General features: G+C 30.1%; 17 protein-coding genes and 1 riboswitch. Of the genes, 3 read left to right on the plus strand and 14 right to left on the minus strand.

Translation table 11 applies throughout. From position 1 onward, the window contains the following. Window positions 1-32: 32 nt before the first annotated feature. The 12 genes from purE to RT714_RS11810 form a co-directional block, all read right to left on the minus strand. Complete coding sequence (gene purE, locus RT714_RS11755) at window positions 33-518, minus strand: 5-(carboxyamino)imidazole ribonucleotide mutase (RefSeq protein ID WP_313757836.1); 486 nt, start codon at window positions 516-518, stop codon at window positions 33-35. Window positions 519-530: 12 nt separating this feature from the next. Then, on the minus strand, window positions 531-4,202 hold the full coding sequence (locus RT714_RS11760) for a phosphoribosylformylglycinamidine synthase (RefSeq protein WP_313757837.1): 3,672 nt from the start codon (window positions 4,200-4,202) through the stop codon (window positions 531-533). A gap of 143 nt (window positions 4,203-4,345) precedes the next feature. Next, window positions 4,346-4,446, minus strand: a riboswitch (purine riboswitch). Window positions 4,447-4,547: 101 nt separating this feature from the next. After that, the gene (locus RT714_RS11765; RefSeq protein ID WP_084725306.1) at window positions 4,548-5,132 is read right to left on the minus strand and encodes a GNAT family N-acetyltransferase; all 585 of its coding nucleotides are present in this window, start codon (window positions 5,130-5,132) and stop codon (window positions 4,548-4,550) included. Then, complete coding sequence (locus RT714_RS11770) at window positions 5,110-6,189, minus strand: alpha/beta hydrolase (protein ID WP_313757838.1); 1,080 nt, start codon at window positions 6,187-6,189, stop codon at window positions 5,110-5,112. The genes RT714_RS11765 and RT714_RS11770 overlap by 23 nt, the downstream gene beginning before the upstream one ends. Window positions 6,190-6,290: 101 nt before the next feature. Next, entirely contained in the window at window positions 6,291-6,446 is a 156-nt protein-coding gene (locus tag RT714_RS11775; protein WP_313757840.1) for a VOC family protein, read from the minus strand. Window positions 6,447-6,493: 47 nt separating this feature from the next. Beyond that, a complete protein-coding gene (locus RT714_RS11780; protein ID WP_313757841.1) occupies window positions 6,494-7,000 on the minus strand; it encodes an HAD-IIIA family hydrolase in 507 nt (168 codons plus the stop codon). A gap of 37 nt (window positions 7,001-7,037) precedes the next feature. Next, window positions 7,038-7,544: a hypothetical protein gene (locus RT714_RS11785; RefSeq protein ID WP_313757842.1), complete on the minus strand. Its 507-nt coding sequence runs from the start codon at window positions 7,542-7,544 to the stop codon at window positions 7,038-7,040. Between the two features lie 124 nt (window positions 7,545-7,668). Beyond that, window positions 7,669-8,103, minus strand: coding sequence for an NUDIX domain-containing protein (locus tag RT714_RS11790; RefSeq protein ID WP_313757843.1), 435 nt, complete (start codon window positions 8,101-8,103; stop codon window positions 7,669-7,671). Window positions 8,104-8,281: 178 nt separating this feature from the next. After that, window positions 8,282-8,548 carry a hypothetical protein gene (locus RT714_RS11795; protein ID WP_216543284.1) on the minus strand — a complete coding sequence of 89 codons (267 nt, stop codon included), beginning with the start codon at window positions 8,546-8,548 and terminating at the stop codon, window positions 8,282-8,284. A gap of 97 nt (window positions 8,549-8,645) precedes the next feature. Continuing rightward, on the minus strand, window positions 8,646-9,422 hold the full coding sequence (locus tag RT714_RS11800) for a [Fe-Fe] hydrogenase large subunit C-terminal domain-containing protein (protein WP_313757989.1): 777 nt from the start codon (window positions 9,420-9,422) through the stop codon (window positions 8,646-8,648). Then, window positions 9,380-10,132, minus strand: coding sequence for a 4Fe-4S binding protein (locus tag RT714_RS11805; protein ID WP_313757845.1), 753 nt, complete (start codon window positions 10,130-10,132; stop codon window positions 9,380-9,382). The genes RT714_RS11800 and RT714_RS11805 overlap by 43 nt, the downstream gene beginning before the upstream one ends. Next, the gene (locus tag RT714_RS11810; RefSeq protein ID WP_313757846.1) at window positions 10,132-10,371 is read right to left on the minus strand and encodes an NAD(P)H-dependent oxidoreductase subunit E; all 240 of its coding nucleotides are present in this window, start codon (window positions 10,369-10,371) and stop codon (window positions 10,132-10,134) included. The genes RT714_RS11805 and RT714_RS11810 overlap by 1 nt, the downstream gene beginning before the upstream one ends. A gap of 164 nt (window positions 10,372-10,535) precedes the next feature. Here RT714_RS11810 and RT714_RS11815 point away from each other — a divergent pair, with 164 nt between their 5' ends. The 3 genes from RT714_RS11815 (at window position 10,536) to truA (ending at window position 13,890) form a co-directional block, all read left to right on the plus strand. After that, window positions 10,536-12,095 (plus strand): hypothetical protein, encoded by a 1,560-nt coding sequence (locus tag RT714_RS11815; RefSeq protein ID WP_313757848.1) that lies wholly within the window; start codon window positions 10,536-10,538, stop codon window positions 12,093-12,095. Window positions 12,096-12,157: 62 nt separating this feature from the next. After that, window positions 12,158-13,057, plus strand: coding sequence for a DUF2935 domain-containing protein (locus tag RT714_RS11820; protein ID WP_313757850.1), 900 nt, complete (start codon window positions 12,158-12,160; stop codon window positions 13,055-13,057). A gap of 101 nt (window positions 13,058-13,158) precedes the next feature. Beyond that, window positions 13,159-13,890 carry a tRNA pseudouridine(38-40) synthase TruA gene (truA, locus tag RT714_RS11825; protein WP_313757852.1) on the plus strand — a complete coding sequence of 244 codons (732 nt, stop codon included), beginning with the start codon at window positions 13,159-13,161 and terminating at the stop codon, window positions 13,888-13,890. Here truA and thrB read toward each other — a convergent pair. Beyond that, window positions 13,887-14,777: a homoserine kinase gene (thrB, locus tag RT714_RS11830; RefSeq protein WP_313757853.1), complete on the minus strand. Its 891-nt coding sequence runs from the start codon at window positions 14,775-14,777 to the stop codon at window positions 13,887-13,889. The genes truA and thrB overlap by 4 nt on opposite strands. Then, window positions 14,770-16,251: a threonine synthase gene (thrC, locus tag RT714_RS11835; RefSeq protein ID WP_313757855.1), complete on the minus strand. Its 1,482-nt coding sequence runs from the start codon at window positions 16,249-16,251 to the stop codon at window positions 14,770-14,772. The genes thrB and thrC overlap by 8 nt, the downstream gene beginning before the upstream one ends.

Genomic DNA, 16,251 nt, shown 5'->3' on the forward strand with positions numbered 1-16,251 from the left:
GGCGTTCGTTGCGTTTGACCTACATCAGCTCACTACTTTCGCTGTGTTAGGTCATAATCAATCTTTTCTACTTCTTCTGCCATCTCTTTTTTATATTCCTTGAATTTTTTCCTTAATTCAGGATATTTTATAGAGAGCATCTGTACTGCTAAAAGCCCTCCGTTTTCTCCACCATCTATAGCTACAGTAGCTACTGGAACGCCTTTAGGCATTTGTACCACAGAAAGAAGTGAATCCAATCCATCCATTGTAGAGGAGCTAGCAGGAATTCCTATTACAGGAAGAGGGGTTACTCCTGCTAATACTCCAGCTAGATGGGCTGCTTTTCCAGCTATGGCAATAATAACTTCCGTATTGTTCTTCTCAGCATTTTCAGCAAATTCAATAGCCTTATATGGAGTTCTATGAGCCGATATTACTCTAACCTCATATTCCACTCCAAATTCATCAAAAATTTTAGTTACCTTCTCTGCTAAAGGTTTATCTGATATACTTCCCATCAATATACTAACTTTCATTTCCCCTTCCTCCTATTTAAAGTATTTTATACCTGATTCAAATATCTTATGTTTTCCTATTATATCTGCATTTTTATATAATCCATTTCCTACTCTATCAATAGAAGAAATAGTTCCAAGTATTCTGCCGTCAAAGCTAGTCATAGATTCTATACCATATATTGAACCTGTTGGATTTTCATCTATAAACTGAGTAGAAATTTGTCCTTTAGCTATTAATTCATCTATATTTTTTACTATTACTCTTCCTTCCTTTGTAGCCACTGGCACAGTATATATATCTCCTACTTTCATTTCATTAAACCAAGATGATAAATTTGAACTTATTTTAACATTAGCTAATTTTGAATTAAATTGACCGCTTGTATTGTAAATAATATTTGCAGAAGGAGCTATAAGTCCTAGTTTTACCAAACCTAAGAATCCTGCCCCTATGCCAAGGATTAATCCATCCTTCTTGTATAAATGAGCATCTATTTCTTCTTTTACATAAGAATTACTTAATATTAGTTTCATAAACTTTCCACCAGTTTCTGGTTCATCTCCCAATAGAGAACCATTTGGCAATCCTATTATCTGACATTTCTTAATTCTCTCTGCTAGTTCCTTGTATGATTCTTCCATATCCTTGAAAGATAGAGTCTTAAATACAAAGGTATCTACTTCCCCACCAGCCTTCTCAAAGCAACGGATCATATCATATTCTCCATGGGTTCCAGTAAATATTGGCACTAAAATCCTTGGTTTTGCTATAGATGATTTTCTTGTAATTACATTGCCTTTTTCAAATTTAATATTTTCCACATTAGATTTATCCCCATATACTGGGAATACTTCCTCTAAAGGCTCTTCAAAGAATTTAATTAAGGAATCTAGCTCTATAGTTTCTTTATCTATTTCTATATGCTTTTCTTCTATTGTAGTTCCAAGAATTATACAGTTAGTATCTTGTAGAACTCTTGCATCCTTCAATTCAACTACTATAGAACCATATAAGGGCTTAAACAAATTATCTTTATTTATTTCATTAAACTTAAATCCTACCTTGTTACCCATAGTCATTTCAGCAATAGATCTTGCAACTCCACCAAATTTGACTGTAGAAGCTGAAATTATTTCTTTTCTATCTATTAATTTTTTAATTGCAGAATAATTTACTTTTAATTGGTTGAAATCAATCATACCATTTTCATCTATGTCTAATTTTATTAAAGCAACAGTTGAACCAATATTTTTAAATTCTGGCGATATAATATTCTCTATCTTATCTGTAGCTACTGCAAAGCTAACTAACGTTGGTGGAACATGAATATCTTCAAAGGTACCGCTCATACTATCTTTTCCACCTATACTTGGAGTATCTAACTCTTTTTGTACTAAAAATGCACCAAGTAACGCAGAAAATGGTTTTCCCCATCTTGTTGGATCATTTCCAATTCTTTCAAAATATTCTTGGAAAGTTAATCTTATTTTTTTGTAATCTCCACCCATAGCTACAATCTTCGCCACAGACTTTATAACAGAATAATATCCGCCATGGAAAGGACTCCATTTTGAAAGCTTTGGTTCATATCCATAGCTCATTAAAGAGCAAGTATTTGTCTCTCCCTTTAATACAGGAATCTTTGCCACCATTCCCTCTGTTGGAGTAAGACCATATTTCCCTCCTAGGGGCATTAATACTGTACTAGCTCCCACAGTATGGTCAAATCCCTCTATTAAACCTTTTTGACTGCAAATGTTTAAGTCCCTTATATTTTCTATAAATGCTTCCTTTATATTTTTCCCCTCTACATGAGATGGAATTTTATCTAAATATAAATTCTCTGCTGGTTGTTCTATATTAACTTTGTTCTTCTTTCTTATGCCATTGGTATCTAAGAACTCTCTCTTAATATTTACAATAGTTTTTCCCTTCCATACCATCTTAAGGACTTTTTCCTCTGTAACCTTAGCTACCACTGTACCTTCTACGTCTTCTGATTCAACAAAGGACATAAACCTCTCTATATTTTCAGGTCCTATAACTACAGCCATTCTTTCTTGGGATTCTGATAGTGCAATCTCTGTACCATCAAGTCCAGGATATTTTAGTGGTACCTTATCTAATTCAATGAAAAGTCCATCTGCTAATTCTCCTATGGCTACTGAAACTCCTCCAGCACCAAAGTCATTACATTTTTTAATCATCTTGGATACTTCTTTATTTCTAAATAAACGAACTATTTTTCTCTCTACTGGCGGATTTCCCTTCTGTACTTCTGCACCTGATGTGTGTAAAGATTCCTCCGTATGTTCCTTAGATGAACCAACTGCTCCACCTAATCCATCTCTTCCAGTTTTTCCACCTACTAAAACAATCAAATCTCCTGGCTGAGAATTTCCTCTATACACAGCTTCCTTTGGAGCTGCAGCAACTAATGCTCCTAATTCCATTCTCTTAGCCATATAGCCTTTGTCATATATCTCTTTGACATATCCTGTTGCAGCACCTATTTGATATCCATAGGAACTATATCCTGCTTTAGCAGTTTGAGTAATCTTTCTTTGTGGTAACTTTCCAGGTAATGTTTCTTCGTACTTTTGTCTTGGATCTGCTGCACCTGTAATCCTCATAGCTTGATATACATAAGCTCTTCCTGATAATGGGTCTCTTATGGCACCTCCCAAACAAGTAGATGCACCACCAAAAGGTTCCATTTCTGTAGGATGATTATGAGTTTCATTTTTAAACATTAACAACCATTTTTCATCTTTACCATTAATATCTACATCTATTTCTATGCTACAAGCATTAACTTCGTCTGTTTCTTCCTTGTCATTTAATAAACCCTTTTTCTTTGTTTCCTTCATATTAATAGTAGCCAAATCCATTAAACAAATTGGTTTTTCTTTATTTTCATAAACAAATTCCCTAGATTTTATATACTCTTCTAATGCTTTTTGAAATACATCCCTATACTTTCCATCATTCATGGATATATCCGTAATCTCTGTCATAAAAGTAGTATGTCTGCAGTGATCTGACCAATAGGTATCTATTAATTTCAATTCAGTAATAGTTGGATTTCTATCTTCGTCTTTAAAATATTTCTGACAAAATAAAATATCTTCTATATCCATACCGATACCATATTTAGATTTAAATGATTTAATTTCCTTTTCTGCCATTTCTATAAAACCATCTATTACTTCAATATCTTCTGTTGCTTCTTCTTCTTTTTCAAAATTAAAACTATCAAATGAAACTTCTTTCATTTCTATTGGATTTATATAATATTTCTTTATTTTAGCTAATTCTTCTTCTGTGATATTTTCTAGGATTATTATCTTTGAATTTTGTACTATTATATCTTCATTTTTAGTTAACATTCTAATCATCTGATTTGTAGAATCTTCTCTTTGATTATATTGACCTCTCAAATATTCTACTCTAAATAATCTTTCATTTGCTTTAATTGGAAGGTTATTTTCATATTTATTATCTAAGGTTTCTTCAAAGAGTATTTCATTTACTATAAGTTTCATTTCCTCTTCTGTAGCATCCATTAAATCATATACATTGACTGTTCTTACCTTTGTTAAACTTTTTATTTCTAAATAATCTTTAAAATCTTTCAATAGCAGCTGTCCTTCAGTGTTAAACTCTTCTTTCTTCTCGATAAAAATTCTTTTAAATTCCAAATTTAACCCTCCTCAAAAAATTAAATTAAGCCCAGCCGGGTAGGCAAAGCGAAACCTACCCGACTGGGCTTTTATCCCTTCGGTGTAATACTAGTCACATAGTATCTGTACCGCTTGGTCCAGCAAGATAAAATCTTCGGAACCCTAGGTACACTTTCGCCCATAGCTAAATGATTTTCGGTCATTTGTAGAAACGTCCCAACCGTATTATGGAACCTATATGAGCAACATATTCATTATTATTTATTACACTTACATATTAACAGTATGATTTATATATGTCAAGAGTTGTTTTTAGTATAACATAATAAATTTTTATTGTTTTTTATTGACAATTTTCTTTAATCACTTAACCACATTATAAAATTCCTCGTTATATTCTTTCTTATCTATTTTATATAAAACATGACGTTTTAATGGACTACCTACTTCTACTTTTGGATGATCAAATTTCCCAATTTTCTTTAGACCTATTTTCTTCATAACATTTTGAGATGGCTCGTTTATTTCTGCTGTAAAAGAATATATACTACTTAAATTTAGCTTACTAAATCCATATTCTAAACATGCCTTTGCACCTTCTGTTGCATATCCCTTGTTCCAATATTTATTATCCAATCTCCAACCAATCTCAACACATGGTGTAAAGTCTGCCTCAAAAGTTGCATTTAAAAAACCAATAAATCCTATGAATTCTTTAGTATCTTTTAATTCTACTGCCCATAACCCATATCCATTTTTCTTGAAATGTTCTTGTATTCTACTGAGAAAATCATCAGTTTCTTTAGAATCTAAAGTTTTTGGAAAATACCTCATTACCTCCGTACTAACATTCATCTTAGCAAATAATACTCTATCGGATTCTTGCCACATTCTAAATCCCAATCTAGAGGATTCAAATATATATTTACTTATGCTTAAATTCTCCATGATTAACCTCACTTTCAGCGTTCTCTTTTACCTGTATTATTAGTTTATTAAATTTCTCATTTTCCTCAAAAAGTGGGAAATGTGCTGATTCTTCAAACCATATTAGTTCTTTTTTAGGTGCTGTTATCTGATTATAATATCTTTCAATCAACACAGATGGAGTATTGTAATCGTATCTACCTGCACAGAAATAAATAGGTACTTTTACTTCTGGGATATCTCTAATAAAATCCAAATCCTTATTATGACCCCACATTGTATCCGCAGAAAATTTATTACCTAAAGCAAATTTCACTCCATCTATTCCCCTATATTCAGGTGAGAAGATACTCCCTAAAACAATATCCTTTAATGTATTTACTTTCCTTTCCACCCCGCCATATTTAGCTAACCATCTTCTCTGTGTTGTAGTGTCATTGACAGTATCTTTATAAGGTGGTCTTCCAATTCTCATCAAGTCATTTAACGCTTTTTTATCATTATTCTTACTAGCCATTTCCAGAACATAATCATATGAAACCACTTCATTGTCTACTCCATTAACCACTTGCCCAACACTTATAAATGCAGCTACCTTTTCTGGATATTTATCTATTACATATAACCCAAGTTCTGTCCCCCAAGAGTGCCCTACTAGGTATAACTTTTCTTTTTGATATTTTTCACATAGATAATCAATAAGTTCTTTTGTATCTTCTATAAATTGGGTTCTATTCATGGACTCTTTTGGAATATTAGATGAATAAGACATTCCAGAACCTCTTTGATCCCAATTAACTACGACAAAGCTATCTTCTAGTCGTTTTTCATATTTACGAGCAAAGGATATTTGAGAATACCCTGGTCCCCCATGTAAAAAGAGTAAAATCGGATTAGAAATATCCCTTCCTCTTACTAGCACACCTTGTTCTAATCCACCTAATTTAACTTTTTCTATAACTGCTACACTATTTTCACCTTTAATCTTTGATGTTCTATTGGGCAAAAATAATATAATTAGTATACATATCATTAAAATCCCTATTGTATATATTACTATTTTTCTTAATACTTTCATAAATTTAACACTCCATTTAAGTTAAGAGAATTGTTTTCATTTTCTTATTTTTTAAGTTATCATAGAATTTACTTTTATCTTTCCATTGAATTAAATCTATCTCAAATCCATCTGGTTCTTTTATATAGAACTCCATAATTTTTCTCATTTCCTTTAATACCTTTATCAATTAATTTATAGTCAAGAACATCTATGTAAAAATCAATAAATTTATCTATATTTGAAACATATCTATTTAAGTGGTTTACGGCTCTCATTGAATACTCCTTTAATTGTTTCTCCTACTAATTATTATGCCATATATCTATAAATATTTGACTACATCTTTCAGAGAATCTATTTTTATTGTTTTTCCTTCAATTTTTTCTAATCCTATACCAAATGTCTTTATTTGTAATCTTTCTCCAAGTTGGATATCACACAAAGAATCTCCAACTATAAAAGATTTTTCTAAATCTATTTCTGGATATTTTTCTAATGCCATTTTTATCATTCCGTCTTTAGGTTTCATACAATTACAGTTTTCTTCTTTAGTATGTGGGCAGTAAAATATATCCAATATATCAATTCCATTATCTAATAATTTATTTACAAACTTTCCTGTAATCTCTTCATATTGCTGTAAGGTAATGATTTTCTGATTTATTAAATATTGATTTGTTATAATAATAATTTCATATCCCTTTTGTCTTATAGACTTAAGGGCATCTATTGAATCCTTTAAAAAAACAGGCTCAGTTATACTACTCCATAATTTGTCTTCATAATCTTCTATAATTGTTCCATCTCTATCTAAAAATCCTATCTTCAAAACCTCACTCCTAACCTTCCTACTGTTTTTTTATGAATTACCATTCACCAATGCAAATAATCCGTTCACAAATTCCAACTAATACTGTTGTTATTATATTAGAATATAAAATTGCCTTATTTAAATCTTTTTCATTTATAGAATCTTTTCTAAGTAATAAATATACCACCGGAAATTCTACCAGAACAGTTAATAATAAATATCCAACTAATACTATATAGAAAGGTCCTGCATGAAAAGCATCTAATAAAGCATAGTCACCACTTATAGGTATAAAATTATATGCTCTATTTATATATGGTACAAGAAAAGATACTAGATTTGCTAAACTTACAATAATAAAAGTTTTTTTATAATTCCATACCTTACCAACTTTTATTACCATAATTGTTTCAATAAGCAGTGTAAAGATTACAGCAAAAGGTAAAACTGTTAAGGGACTGGTAGTTAACCAGTGCCAAGACGAATTTGCATAAACTAATGATGGAAATAGTATCAAAGCAATACTAGATAATATTATAAATTTAAAACTTTTAAATTTCATGATCCATCTTCCTTTTAATTTTTACTTTATTTCTTTGTGAAAGTTCAAAGTTAATTTAAAAAACTAGATATTTTATTACACTTTATTTTATAAATATATATACATAATATCGGAAAAATATAAACTAACTTGATTTTAGTTCAGCATAAAGCTCCTCAATCTTCTTAAATAGATATGGCTGAATCAAAGGATATGTTAGGCTTTCAGGTATGATGTCAAATAACTTAATTTCAGCAATTTCAAAATTAGGTAGTTGACCAAGAGATTCTACTTCTGAATAAAACAGCTTTCCAAAAGACTCTATTCTATCCCTAGTTACTGAATATATGCAAACTGGCAAAATTCTAAAATCCTTCGCTCCAGTTTCTTCTAATAATTCTCTTGAAGCAGTAAAGTTAATATCCTCATTCTCTTCTCTATGTCCTCCTGGAATTTCCCAAGTTAATCTATCCTTATGTCTTACAAATATCCATTTTTCATTATATCTTGCCATAATAACTGCAAACTTCAATTTAGTATCTTCTACTGTATTTAGATCATGAAAATTAACCTTTAGCATATTACAACTCCTTTCTCTCTTAAATTTGTCATATTCCATAGTTTTTCGATTTTTTCTACAAAACAATAACCTATTTCAATCTCAACATTTTGACTATCCTTTAAAATCTATATCTCTTTTCATTTCACCTTATATAAATTATATGAATTACTCTAATTTTAAAGATAATGCTTATTTTTTACTTAAGTATTCCCCAAATCATTACTAATAAAAGACCTATAATACCACCAATATTTTTTGCTATTGATTTACCTTCTTTCTTCATTATAAAAGTTTTAATCAATAATCCTATTTCAATACACAAAATTGAAATACTTATTGTAACCTTACTAAAAAATGGTGAAAATCCCTTATTTGAAATTAACGCAACTAAAATCGGTATAATTATAATAAATGCACCAAGGACATATAAACCAAAGATAATACTACTATAATGTTTTTTCACAAAGCTTTCCTCCTATATTGTTAAAAAACAAGCAGAAAGTCTATAATAGACTACTGCTCATTTTAAACTCAATTTTAATGTATATTTATTCTTTATATTATTCTAAAAATGGATTTTTGAAGACATCACTATATGGTGATTTTTTAGCAAAATCCTTTGCCTCTTTTTCTCCCTTTTCTATTGGCAGCATTGTTCCTGGTCCACCTACACATCCACCAGGACATGCCATACCTTCTAATAAATATCCATTGAACTTTCCTGCCTTTGCCATTGCTAACATTTTACGACAATCTGCTAGTCCATTTGCATTATGCGTTGGTATTTCTAAACCTGGATGAGCCTGTTCTATACTTGCTTTTACCGATGATGCGACACCTGAAGCATATGCAAAATTTCTTCCCTTTGTTGAAGCATCTGCTACTATCTCATCTTCAGTAATCTCTGCAACATCAATATTAGCTGCAACAAATATTGCAGCAAGCTCTTCGTATGTGATTACAAAGTCAACATATGGTCGAACATCCTCTTCCATCGCCTCAATCTTCTTTGATATACATGGCCCTATAAATACTATTTTGCCGCTTGGACTTCTTCTCTTAATTGCCTTGGCTGTTTCTACCATTGGTGTATTTGATGAGGATATATATTGATATAAATCAGGGAAAAATTTTTTTGCTGTCATTGTCCAAGATGGGCAACAGGATGTACCTAAAAATGGCTGCTTCTCTGGTACCAATTGCGGAAACATTTCAGCTTCGTGTCGAGCGGCAGCATCTGCTCCAAGTGCTACTTCGATAATTTCAGTAAATCCTAAATCCTTAGCTGCCCTAACTATTTTCCTGGTGTTGCAAATGGTCCAAACTGACCTACAAATGAAGGTGCTATTATAGCATGAACTTCTTCTCCCTGTTTAATAGCCAAAACTAACTGAAATATATCAGACTTATCTGTAATAGCTGCAAATGGACAATTAACTACACACATTCCACAGCTTACACATTTATCATAGTTTATTTTAGCCCTACCTAATTCATCTGACTCTATAGCATCTACTCCACAGGCAACCTTACAGGGTCTTTCTAATTTCATAATTGCATGATATTGACATGCCTTAGTACATTTTCCACAATCTATACATTTTTCCTTATCTATTATTGCCCTATCCTTACCAAGGGTAATAGCATTAACTGGGCAAACAATCATGCAAGGGTGGGCAATACATTTTCTACAATTATCAGTAACAAAATGCTTTGAACTTTCACAAGCTGCACAAGCAAATGGAATTACATTTACTAAAGGCTCCTTAATTATACTATGGGTTACAACAGCTTCATCAACAGCTTTAGATAATCGACCATTATCACCATTAAGTTTTCTATCTAATCCTAAACCAAGTCTAGCCATAGCCGCAACAATAGCCCTTTCATGAAAAATACTTCCTCTATAATGTGGTACTTCTCCGCTTATTACCTTATAGGGAATATCATCTACTTCCCTCGAGTCCCTTCCATCCCAAGCTATCTTCGCTATTTCTGTAAATACTTGTCTACGAATATATGTAATTGGTGTAAATATACCTCTCATCATCTAACCACCTCTAATATTTCGGATATAATCTTCTCTGCACTAGCATTAGTAATTATCTTACCATTTAATTCAACTACAGGCGCCTTGTTATCTTCGCAAAATTTCAGACATTTTACTGCCTTAATTTCAATCTTGCCTGGATATTCTAATTGCAAATCCTCAAGACTCTCCTGTAAGTTTAAATTTCCCATCATTGTACAATGGGTTCCCATACAAATCTTTACATTCGCCAACATCTCATCTACCTCCTATATTTATAATATTTACAGTAATTATAACATATTGATAAAATAATAACTATTGTTTTCGCTCTCAAGTTCATACTTATTATTGTAACTTGTTTGTTACACACATTTAATTATTTCAGTGTATAATATCTTTATAGAAAGGAGAATATTATATGTCACAGAATCCAATAAAACTCATAGTACTAATATTATGTTTAACTATTTTTACAATTTCCTGTTCTAGTAATAAAAGCCTTCCTACTACTTTAACTCTAGAACAGTCAATAAAAGAAATCATACTATCTAAAGGTAATGATTATAATTTTTTGAAAGATAAAGCATATATGGAATATATGGCTAAACTCGCAAATGAACTTGCAAATAATACTCCTTATTATGCAATTGGAAATCTTGATGATGATAATATACCAGAAATTGCTGTATTTAAAGAAAGAGATCCTAATAATATGAGTGATGAAGGAAATCTGGAAATCTACAGGTTTACCGGGGAAAAATATACACTAATAGATAGTACTTCCATGAACTATGATAATACTAATTATCAAATTGTAATTGGAAAAATATCCGAAAATCAAAATGGATTGCTTCTTAATAACAATGTAGGTGCTCACTCTGGATTAACTTATGGATTTATTTTAGAAAATGGAAAACTAAAAAACATATTAGATGAAAATAAAATTTCACTAATATCCATATATACTAATAATGAAATTAAGGATATAAATAATGATGGAATTTTAGAATTTAGTATTTATACTGTAGACCCTGAAACAGAAGATTCCAGTTCAGCTGGTTCTGATAAAATGACTCTTTGGTATAAATGGAATGGTAAAGATGGTGCTGAATTATTAGAGATTGAGAGAAGAGATTATTCTAAAGAAAAATCAGATAAAGAAATCTTTAATGAATCTAAAAATTTAATAGAAAATAATTTCTACGAAGCATTAAAATATATAGATGAGCATAAAGATGAATTGTCTAAATATGATAATACAGAAATCTTAATGGAATATATAAAAAAATTAAATGAAATGTCTTTCGATAAAGGCGTTGAAATAGAAAATCTATTTATAAAGTATCAAAATAAGGAAAATTTTGATTATCTATTTAAAAAATATGGCTTATCCATTGAAAAATTAAATAGTTTAGAGTATCTAAATCGTGAAAAGGTATTGAAAGACGAACCTGAATTAAAAAAACATTTAATAGACCATATTCTATTGGGATATAAATTAGATACTTCGGAAGGCATTTATTATTATTTAATTGATAATCAAAAATTTATAGATACTTTTGGCGGAAATATTACCAATGAATATAATGATTATCTTAAAATATTAGCATTAGATACTAATGAGCCTTTTATGAATGATGGAAGCCTTATGATATCTATGGATAAATTGGCTGAAAGAATATTACTGGTGGAAAGTTTTAAAATGGTTTATCCATATTCCAATTTATTGCCAAAAGTTGATGAAATATATAAATGGTATATATATACTTATTTCTATGGAGATAACCATGATCCTAATTTTGATGGAAACACTTTCATAATGAAAGAAAATATAGTTAAAGAGTTTGAAAAAACCATAGAAAAATATGAATATACTAATTTTGGAGATATAGTAAGGGAATTCATGGCTAATTTAAAGGAAAATAATAATATAATTAACGATACAATCAGAGAAAAACTTAATGATAGATTAAACTAATCACAAATTTTCCCCCTCATAATATTATATATTATGTAATATTATATCTAGGGGGGATTTTTTTGTTATCAAGAAAAGAGTTTATTCAAGTTTCGCTAGAAACAAACTTATTTTTTCAAAGGATTATGAAAGAGCATATGTTTTTTATAGAAACTAGTCTTCCACCAGTGAATAGTTCCGAAATTAATGAAGCCAATTTACTTAAGAAATCCTTTGAAGCAGTATTAGCTGAAACAGTTATATTTTCAAACTGTGCTGTAAGAAATGAAGTCTTGCAATCAAATGAAATTGTCACGCCTTTTACTTTAAGAGCAGAAGAAATATCCTCACAACTATCTGGTGCTTCTCTAAACACGGAAATAACTGAAGCAGAGTATGATTTAAGAACAGATCCAAATTTTAACTATACAGAGTGGTTAGAAGAAAAATTATATAATATAAATATGAGATCAATTAATTTATTAGAGGAAGTTATTAATTTTAAGGAAAAATTGATTAAATCACAATTAGAATGTAAGATCTTTACCACCCTTTATCCTCTTCTAATAGAACATATTCTTCGAGAAGCTAAATTATATATGGGATCGTTAAGATCCCTACAAAATAGAAAGTTACCAGATAGAACTATATGCGATGAACTAAATTTTTGGAATCAAATAATGGAAGAACATTTAGAGTTTATTGATGGGTTACTTGACCCTACAGAAGAAAATTTAAAGGAAACAGCAGAAGAATTGGCAGAACAATTAGAAAAAATATTAGAAGAAAACTGTAATACAAGCAATGAAAAAGAGATATTAAACAAAAGTCTAAAAGTAACAGAGGAAGTAATGACCTTTAAAAAAGCTGGTACAGAAGGTTTATTAGCATGTAAAATCAAATCTATTATAATACCTCTTTTAGGAGATCATGTCCTAAGGGAAGCAAATCATTATCTAAGGATATTAAAAGAAATAAAATAAAGATAAAAAGTAATCACTCGAATACAGAGTGATTACTTTTTATCTTTATAGAAAATATAATATGAGTTATAATAGTTATATTAATTAACAGGAGAGATAAAATGATAAATATTAAGATGAACTTACAATTTGATGGCAGTAAATATTCTGGATGGCAAAGATTAGGTGATAATGATAGCACTATACAGGGTAAATTAGAAAACTTACTTAAAAAAATGACTGCTGAGGAAATAAATGTAATAGGTTGTTCAAGAACTGATAAAGGAGTCCATGCACAGGGCTTAGTTTGTAATTTTTTTACTAACTCCAATATGACAATAGAAGAAAAATATATTAATAGATATTTGCCTGATGATATAGTGGTCTATAATCTATCTAAAGAAAATGAGAGATTTCATTCAAGATATAATGCAAAGTCAAAATGGTATAGATATACAATAGACAATAATAAATATCAAAATGTGTTTAGTAGAAAATTTACTTCTCACATTCCTGAAAAGCTAAATCTAATATTAATGCAAGAAGCCGCCACCAAATTGATAGGAACCTTTGATTTCACAGCATTTACTACTATGAAATCAAAGAAAAAAAGCTTTGTCAGAACTATAATGAGCATTAATATATCAAAAGAAAACAACTATATCTATATAGACTTTGAAGGTGATGGTTTTCTCCACAATATGATTAGGATTATTACAGGAACTCTAATCAGAGTAGGAAAAGAAGAAATTAGCCCCAGTGATGTCCAATATATTCTTGAAAGTAAAAATCGTAGTATTGCAGGTCCTATGATTGAGGCTAAGGGACTTTGTCTGATGGAAGTTAGATATTAATTAATTTCTTCTACTATTATCCCATATGAATCTAATCTAAGTTCTTTAACTTCCCAAGTATAATTAATAGATTTAAGATATTTTTTTATTTTTAATATAAAATCATTATCTTTCTCATCTACAATAGCCATTATAGTAGGACCCGCCCCACTTAAATACAATCCTAAGCATCCAATTTCCTCACATTTATTAATTATATCGTAAAAACCAGATATTAACTTTCCTCTATATGGCTGATGAATAGAATCTTTTACTGCGTATTTCAATAAATCAAATCTCCCATTAGATAATGAAGATAATAATAAAGACACCCTACTTATATTATATATAGCATCTTCATGAGATATGGCAGTAGGTAAAACAGCTCTAGACTCTTTAGTTGATAAAGTAAAATCTGGTATCAATGCTACAAATTTAATTCCTGTAGAAACATCAAACTTATTATAAATCACCTTACCATCTTCCATAATAGATACAACAAGTCCTCCAAATAATGCAGGTGCAATATTATCTGGATGTCCCTCGATTTCCGTTGCTATTTCTAGAATTTCTTCTTTAGAAAGAGGAGCCCCTGTCAGACAGTTAGCACCCATAACTCCTCCTAATATACAAGCTGCACTACTACCTAATCCTCTTGAAACTGGTATTTTAGCATCTATATCTATCTTTATTCCCTTAGGTAAGTATCCTATTCTATCAAATGTCTTTAACATAGATTTATATACCAAATTATTTTCATTTGAAAATTCCTTATCACATCCTGTAATTTCTAATCCGTAAGACATTTCTTCAAATCTAAAATAATTATATATATTTAAGGCTAGACCTAATGTATCAAAGCCTGGACCTATGTTTGCACTGGTTCCAGGAACACTTATCCTAATCATCTTCTTCACCAACCTTCAAAAACATTTTTACCATAGTTTTCATATTTTCTTTATTACAATTATTCTTGTGTAATATTTTCTTGTTTTTTAAATTTTTTATATTATTAGGAACCTTTATTTTACTCCTATTTTCCAATTCTTCTAAAATGCTAAACTCATCTTTATTCTCTATTTCTATTCCTATAGACAATGCTACTTTAGTTCCAAATTTAAATGGGCTTGCCGTTGAAACAATAATTGTCTTTGTATTATCCTTAGTCTCTGTTTTATATCCTTCATATACATTATAGGCTACAGCCGTATGGGGATCCATTAGATAACCATTTTCATTAAATACTTTATCAATTCCTGTCTCAATATCCTTCTCAGTAGAATAATATCCATAAAAATCCTTATGACCAAAATCTATTTCATAAATTCCTTCTTTAGATAAACTATTCATCTTAGTTTTTACTATATTATCATCTTCCCCACTTAAATGAAATAAAAGCCTTTCTAAATTACTAGATATTAAAATATCCATTGAAGGAGATGAAGTAACTATCAATTCCCTTCTTCTATCATATATCCCTGTATTAAGAAAATCTGATAAAATATTGTTTTCATTTGATGCGCATATTAACTTGTTTACAGGAAGACCCATTTCTTTAGCATAATATGCTGCTAATATATTCCCAAAATTCCCTGTTGGCACGGCTACATTTATTTTTTCACCTTTTCCTACTTTCCCTTGATTTATAAGCATAATGTAACCATAGAAATAATAGACTATTTGAGGAACCAATCTACCTATATTTATAGAGTTGGCAGATGATAGAATATATCCTCTTTCATTTAAGAATTCAATAAATTCCTTATCATTAAATATTCTTTTCACTCCAGATTGAGCATTGTCAAAGTTTCCCCTTATACCTATTACAAATGTATTATTTCCTTCTTGGGTAAGCATCTGTCTTTTTTGAATTTCAGATACTCCATTTTCAGGATAGAAAACTATTATTTTCACCCCAGAAATATTAGCAAATGCTTCTAATGCAGCTTTCCCTGTATCTCCTGATGTAGCCGTTAAAATCACTATTTCTTTATGATTATTCTTGATTCTCATAGCTTCCTTTAATAAATATGGAAGTATAGATAATGCCATATCTTTAAAAGCAAAAGTTGGTCCATGAAATAATTCTAGGATAAATGCATCATCTATTTCTATTATAGGAGCAATAAGGGATGTATCAAATTTATTATCATAAGCTCTATCTATACATTCTTTAAGTATCATAGGTTCAAAATCCACAAAAAATTTACTCATTATGGTATATGCTAGTTCTTTGTAATCCATATGGAAAATCATTTCTAAGTTTTCTATTTTAGGCAATTCTTTTGGTACAAACAAGCCTCCATCCTTAGAAATCCCTTGTATAATTGCCTCAGCTGATGAAACTTCAATACTTTTATTTCTCGTACTAATATATCTCAT

The sequence above is a fragment of the Tissierella sp. genome (assembly GCF_032104385.1).
GTDB lineage: Bacteria > Bacillota > Clostridia > Tissierellales > Tissierellaceae > Tissierella.

Excerpts from the sequence above, each read along its gene's own strand:
- purE (WP_313757836.1), bottom strand. The coding sequence starts at position 518 with ATGAAAGTTAGTATATTGATGGGAAGTATATCAGATAAACCTTTAGCA.
- RT714_RS11765 (WP_084725306.1), bottom strand. The coding sequence starts at position 5,132 with ATGGAGAATTTAAGCATAAGTAAATATATATTTGAATCCTCTAGATTG.
- RT714_RS11770 (WP_313757838.1), bottom strand. The coding sequence starts at position 6,189 with ATGAAAGTATTAAGAAAAATAGTAATATATACAATAGGGATTTTAATG.
- RT714_RS11775 (WP_313757840.1), bottom strand. The coding sequence starts at position 6,446 with ATGAGAGCCGTAAACCACTTAAATAGATATGTTTCAAATATAGATAAA.
- RT714_RS11785 (WP_313757842.1), bottom strand. The coding sequence starts at position 7,544 with ATGAAATTTAAAAGTTTTAAATTTATAATATTATCTAGTATTGCTTTG.
- RT714_RS11790 (WP_313757843.1), bottom strand. The coding sequence starts at position 8,103 with ATGCTAAAGGTTAATTTTCATGATCTAAATACAGTAGAAGATACTAAA.
- RT714_RS11805 (WP_313757845.1), bottom strand. The coding sequence starts at position 10,132 with ATGAGAGGTATATTTACACCAATTACATATATTCGTAGACAAGTATTT.
- RT714_RS11810 (WP_313757846.1), bottom strand. The coding sequence starts at position 10,371 with ATGTTGGCGAATGTAAAGATTTGTATGGGAACCCATTGTACAATGATG.
- RT714_RS11815 (WP_313757848.1), top strand. The coding sequence starts at position 10,536 with ATGTCACAGAATCCAATAAAACTCATAGTACTAATATTATGTTTAACT.
- truA (WP_313757852.1), top strand. The coding sequence starts at position 13,159 with ATGATAAATATTAAGATGAACTTACAATTTGATGGCAGTAAATATTCT.
- thrB (WP_313757853.1), bottom strand. The coding sequence starts at position 14,777 with ATGATTAGGATAAGTGTTCCTGGAACCAGTGCAAACATAGGTCCAGGC.
- thrC (WP_313757855.1), bottom strand. The coding sequence starts at position 16,251 with ATGAGATATATTAGTACGAGAAATAAAAGTATTGAAGTTTCATCAGCT.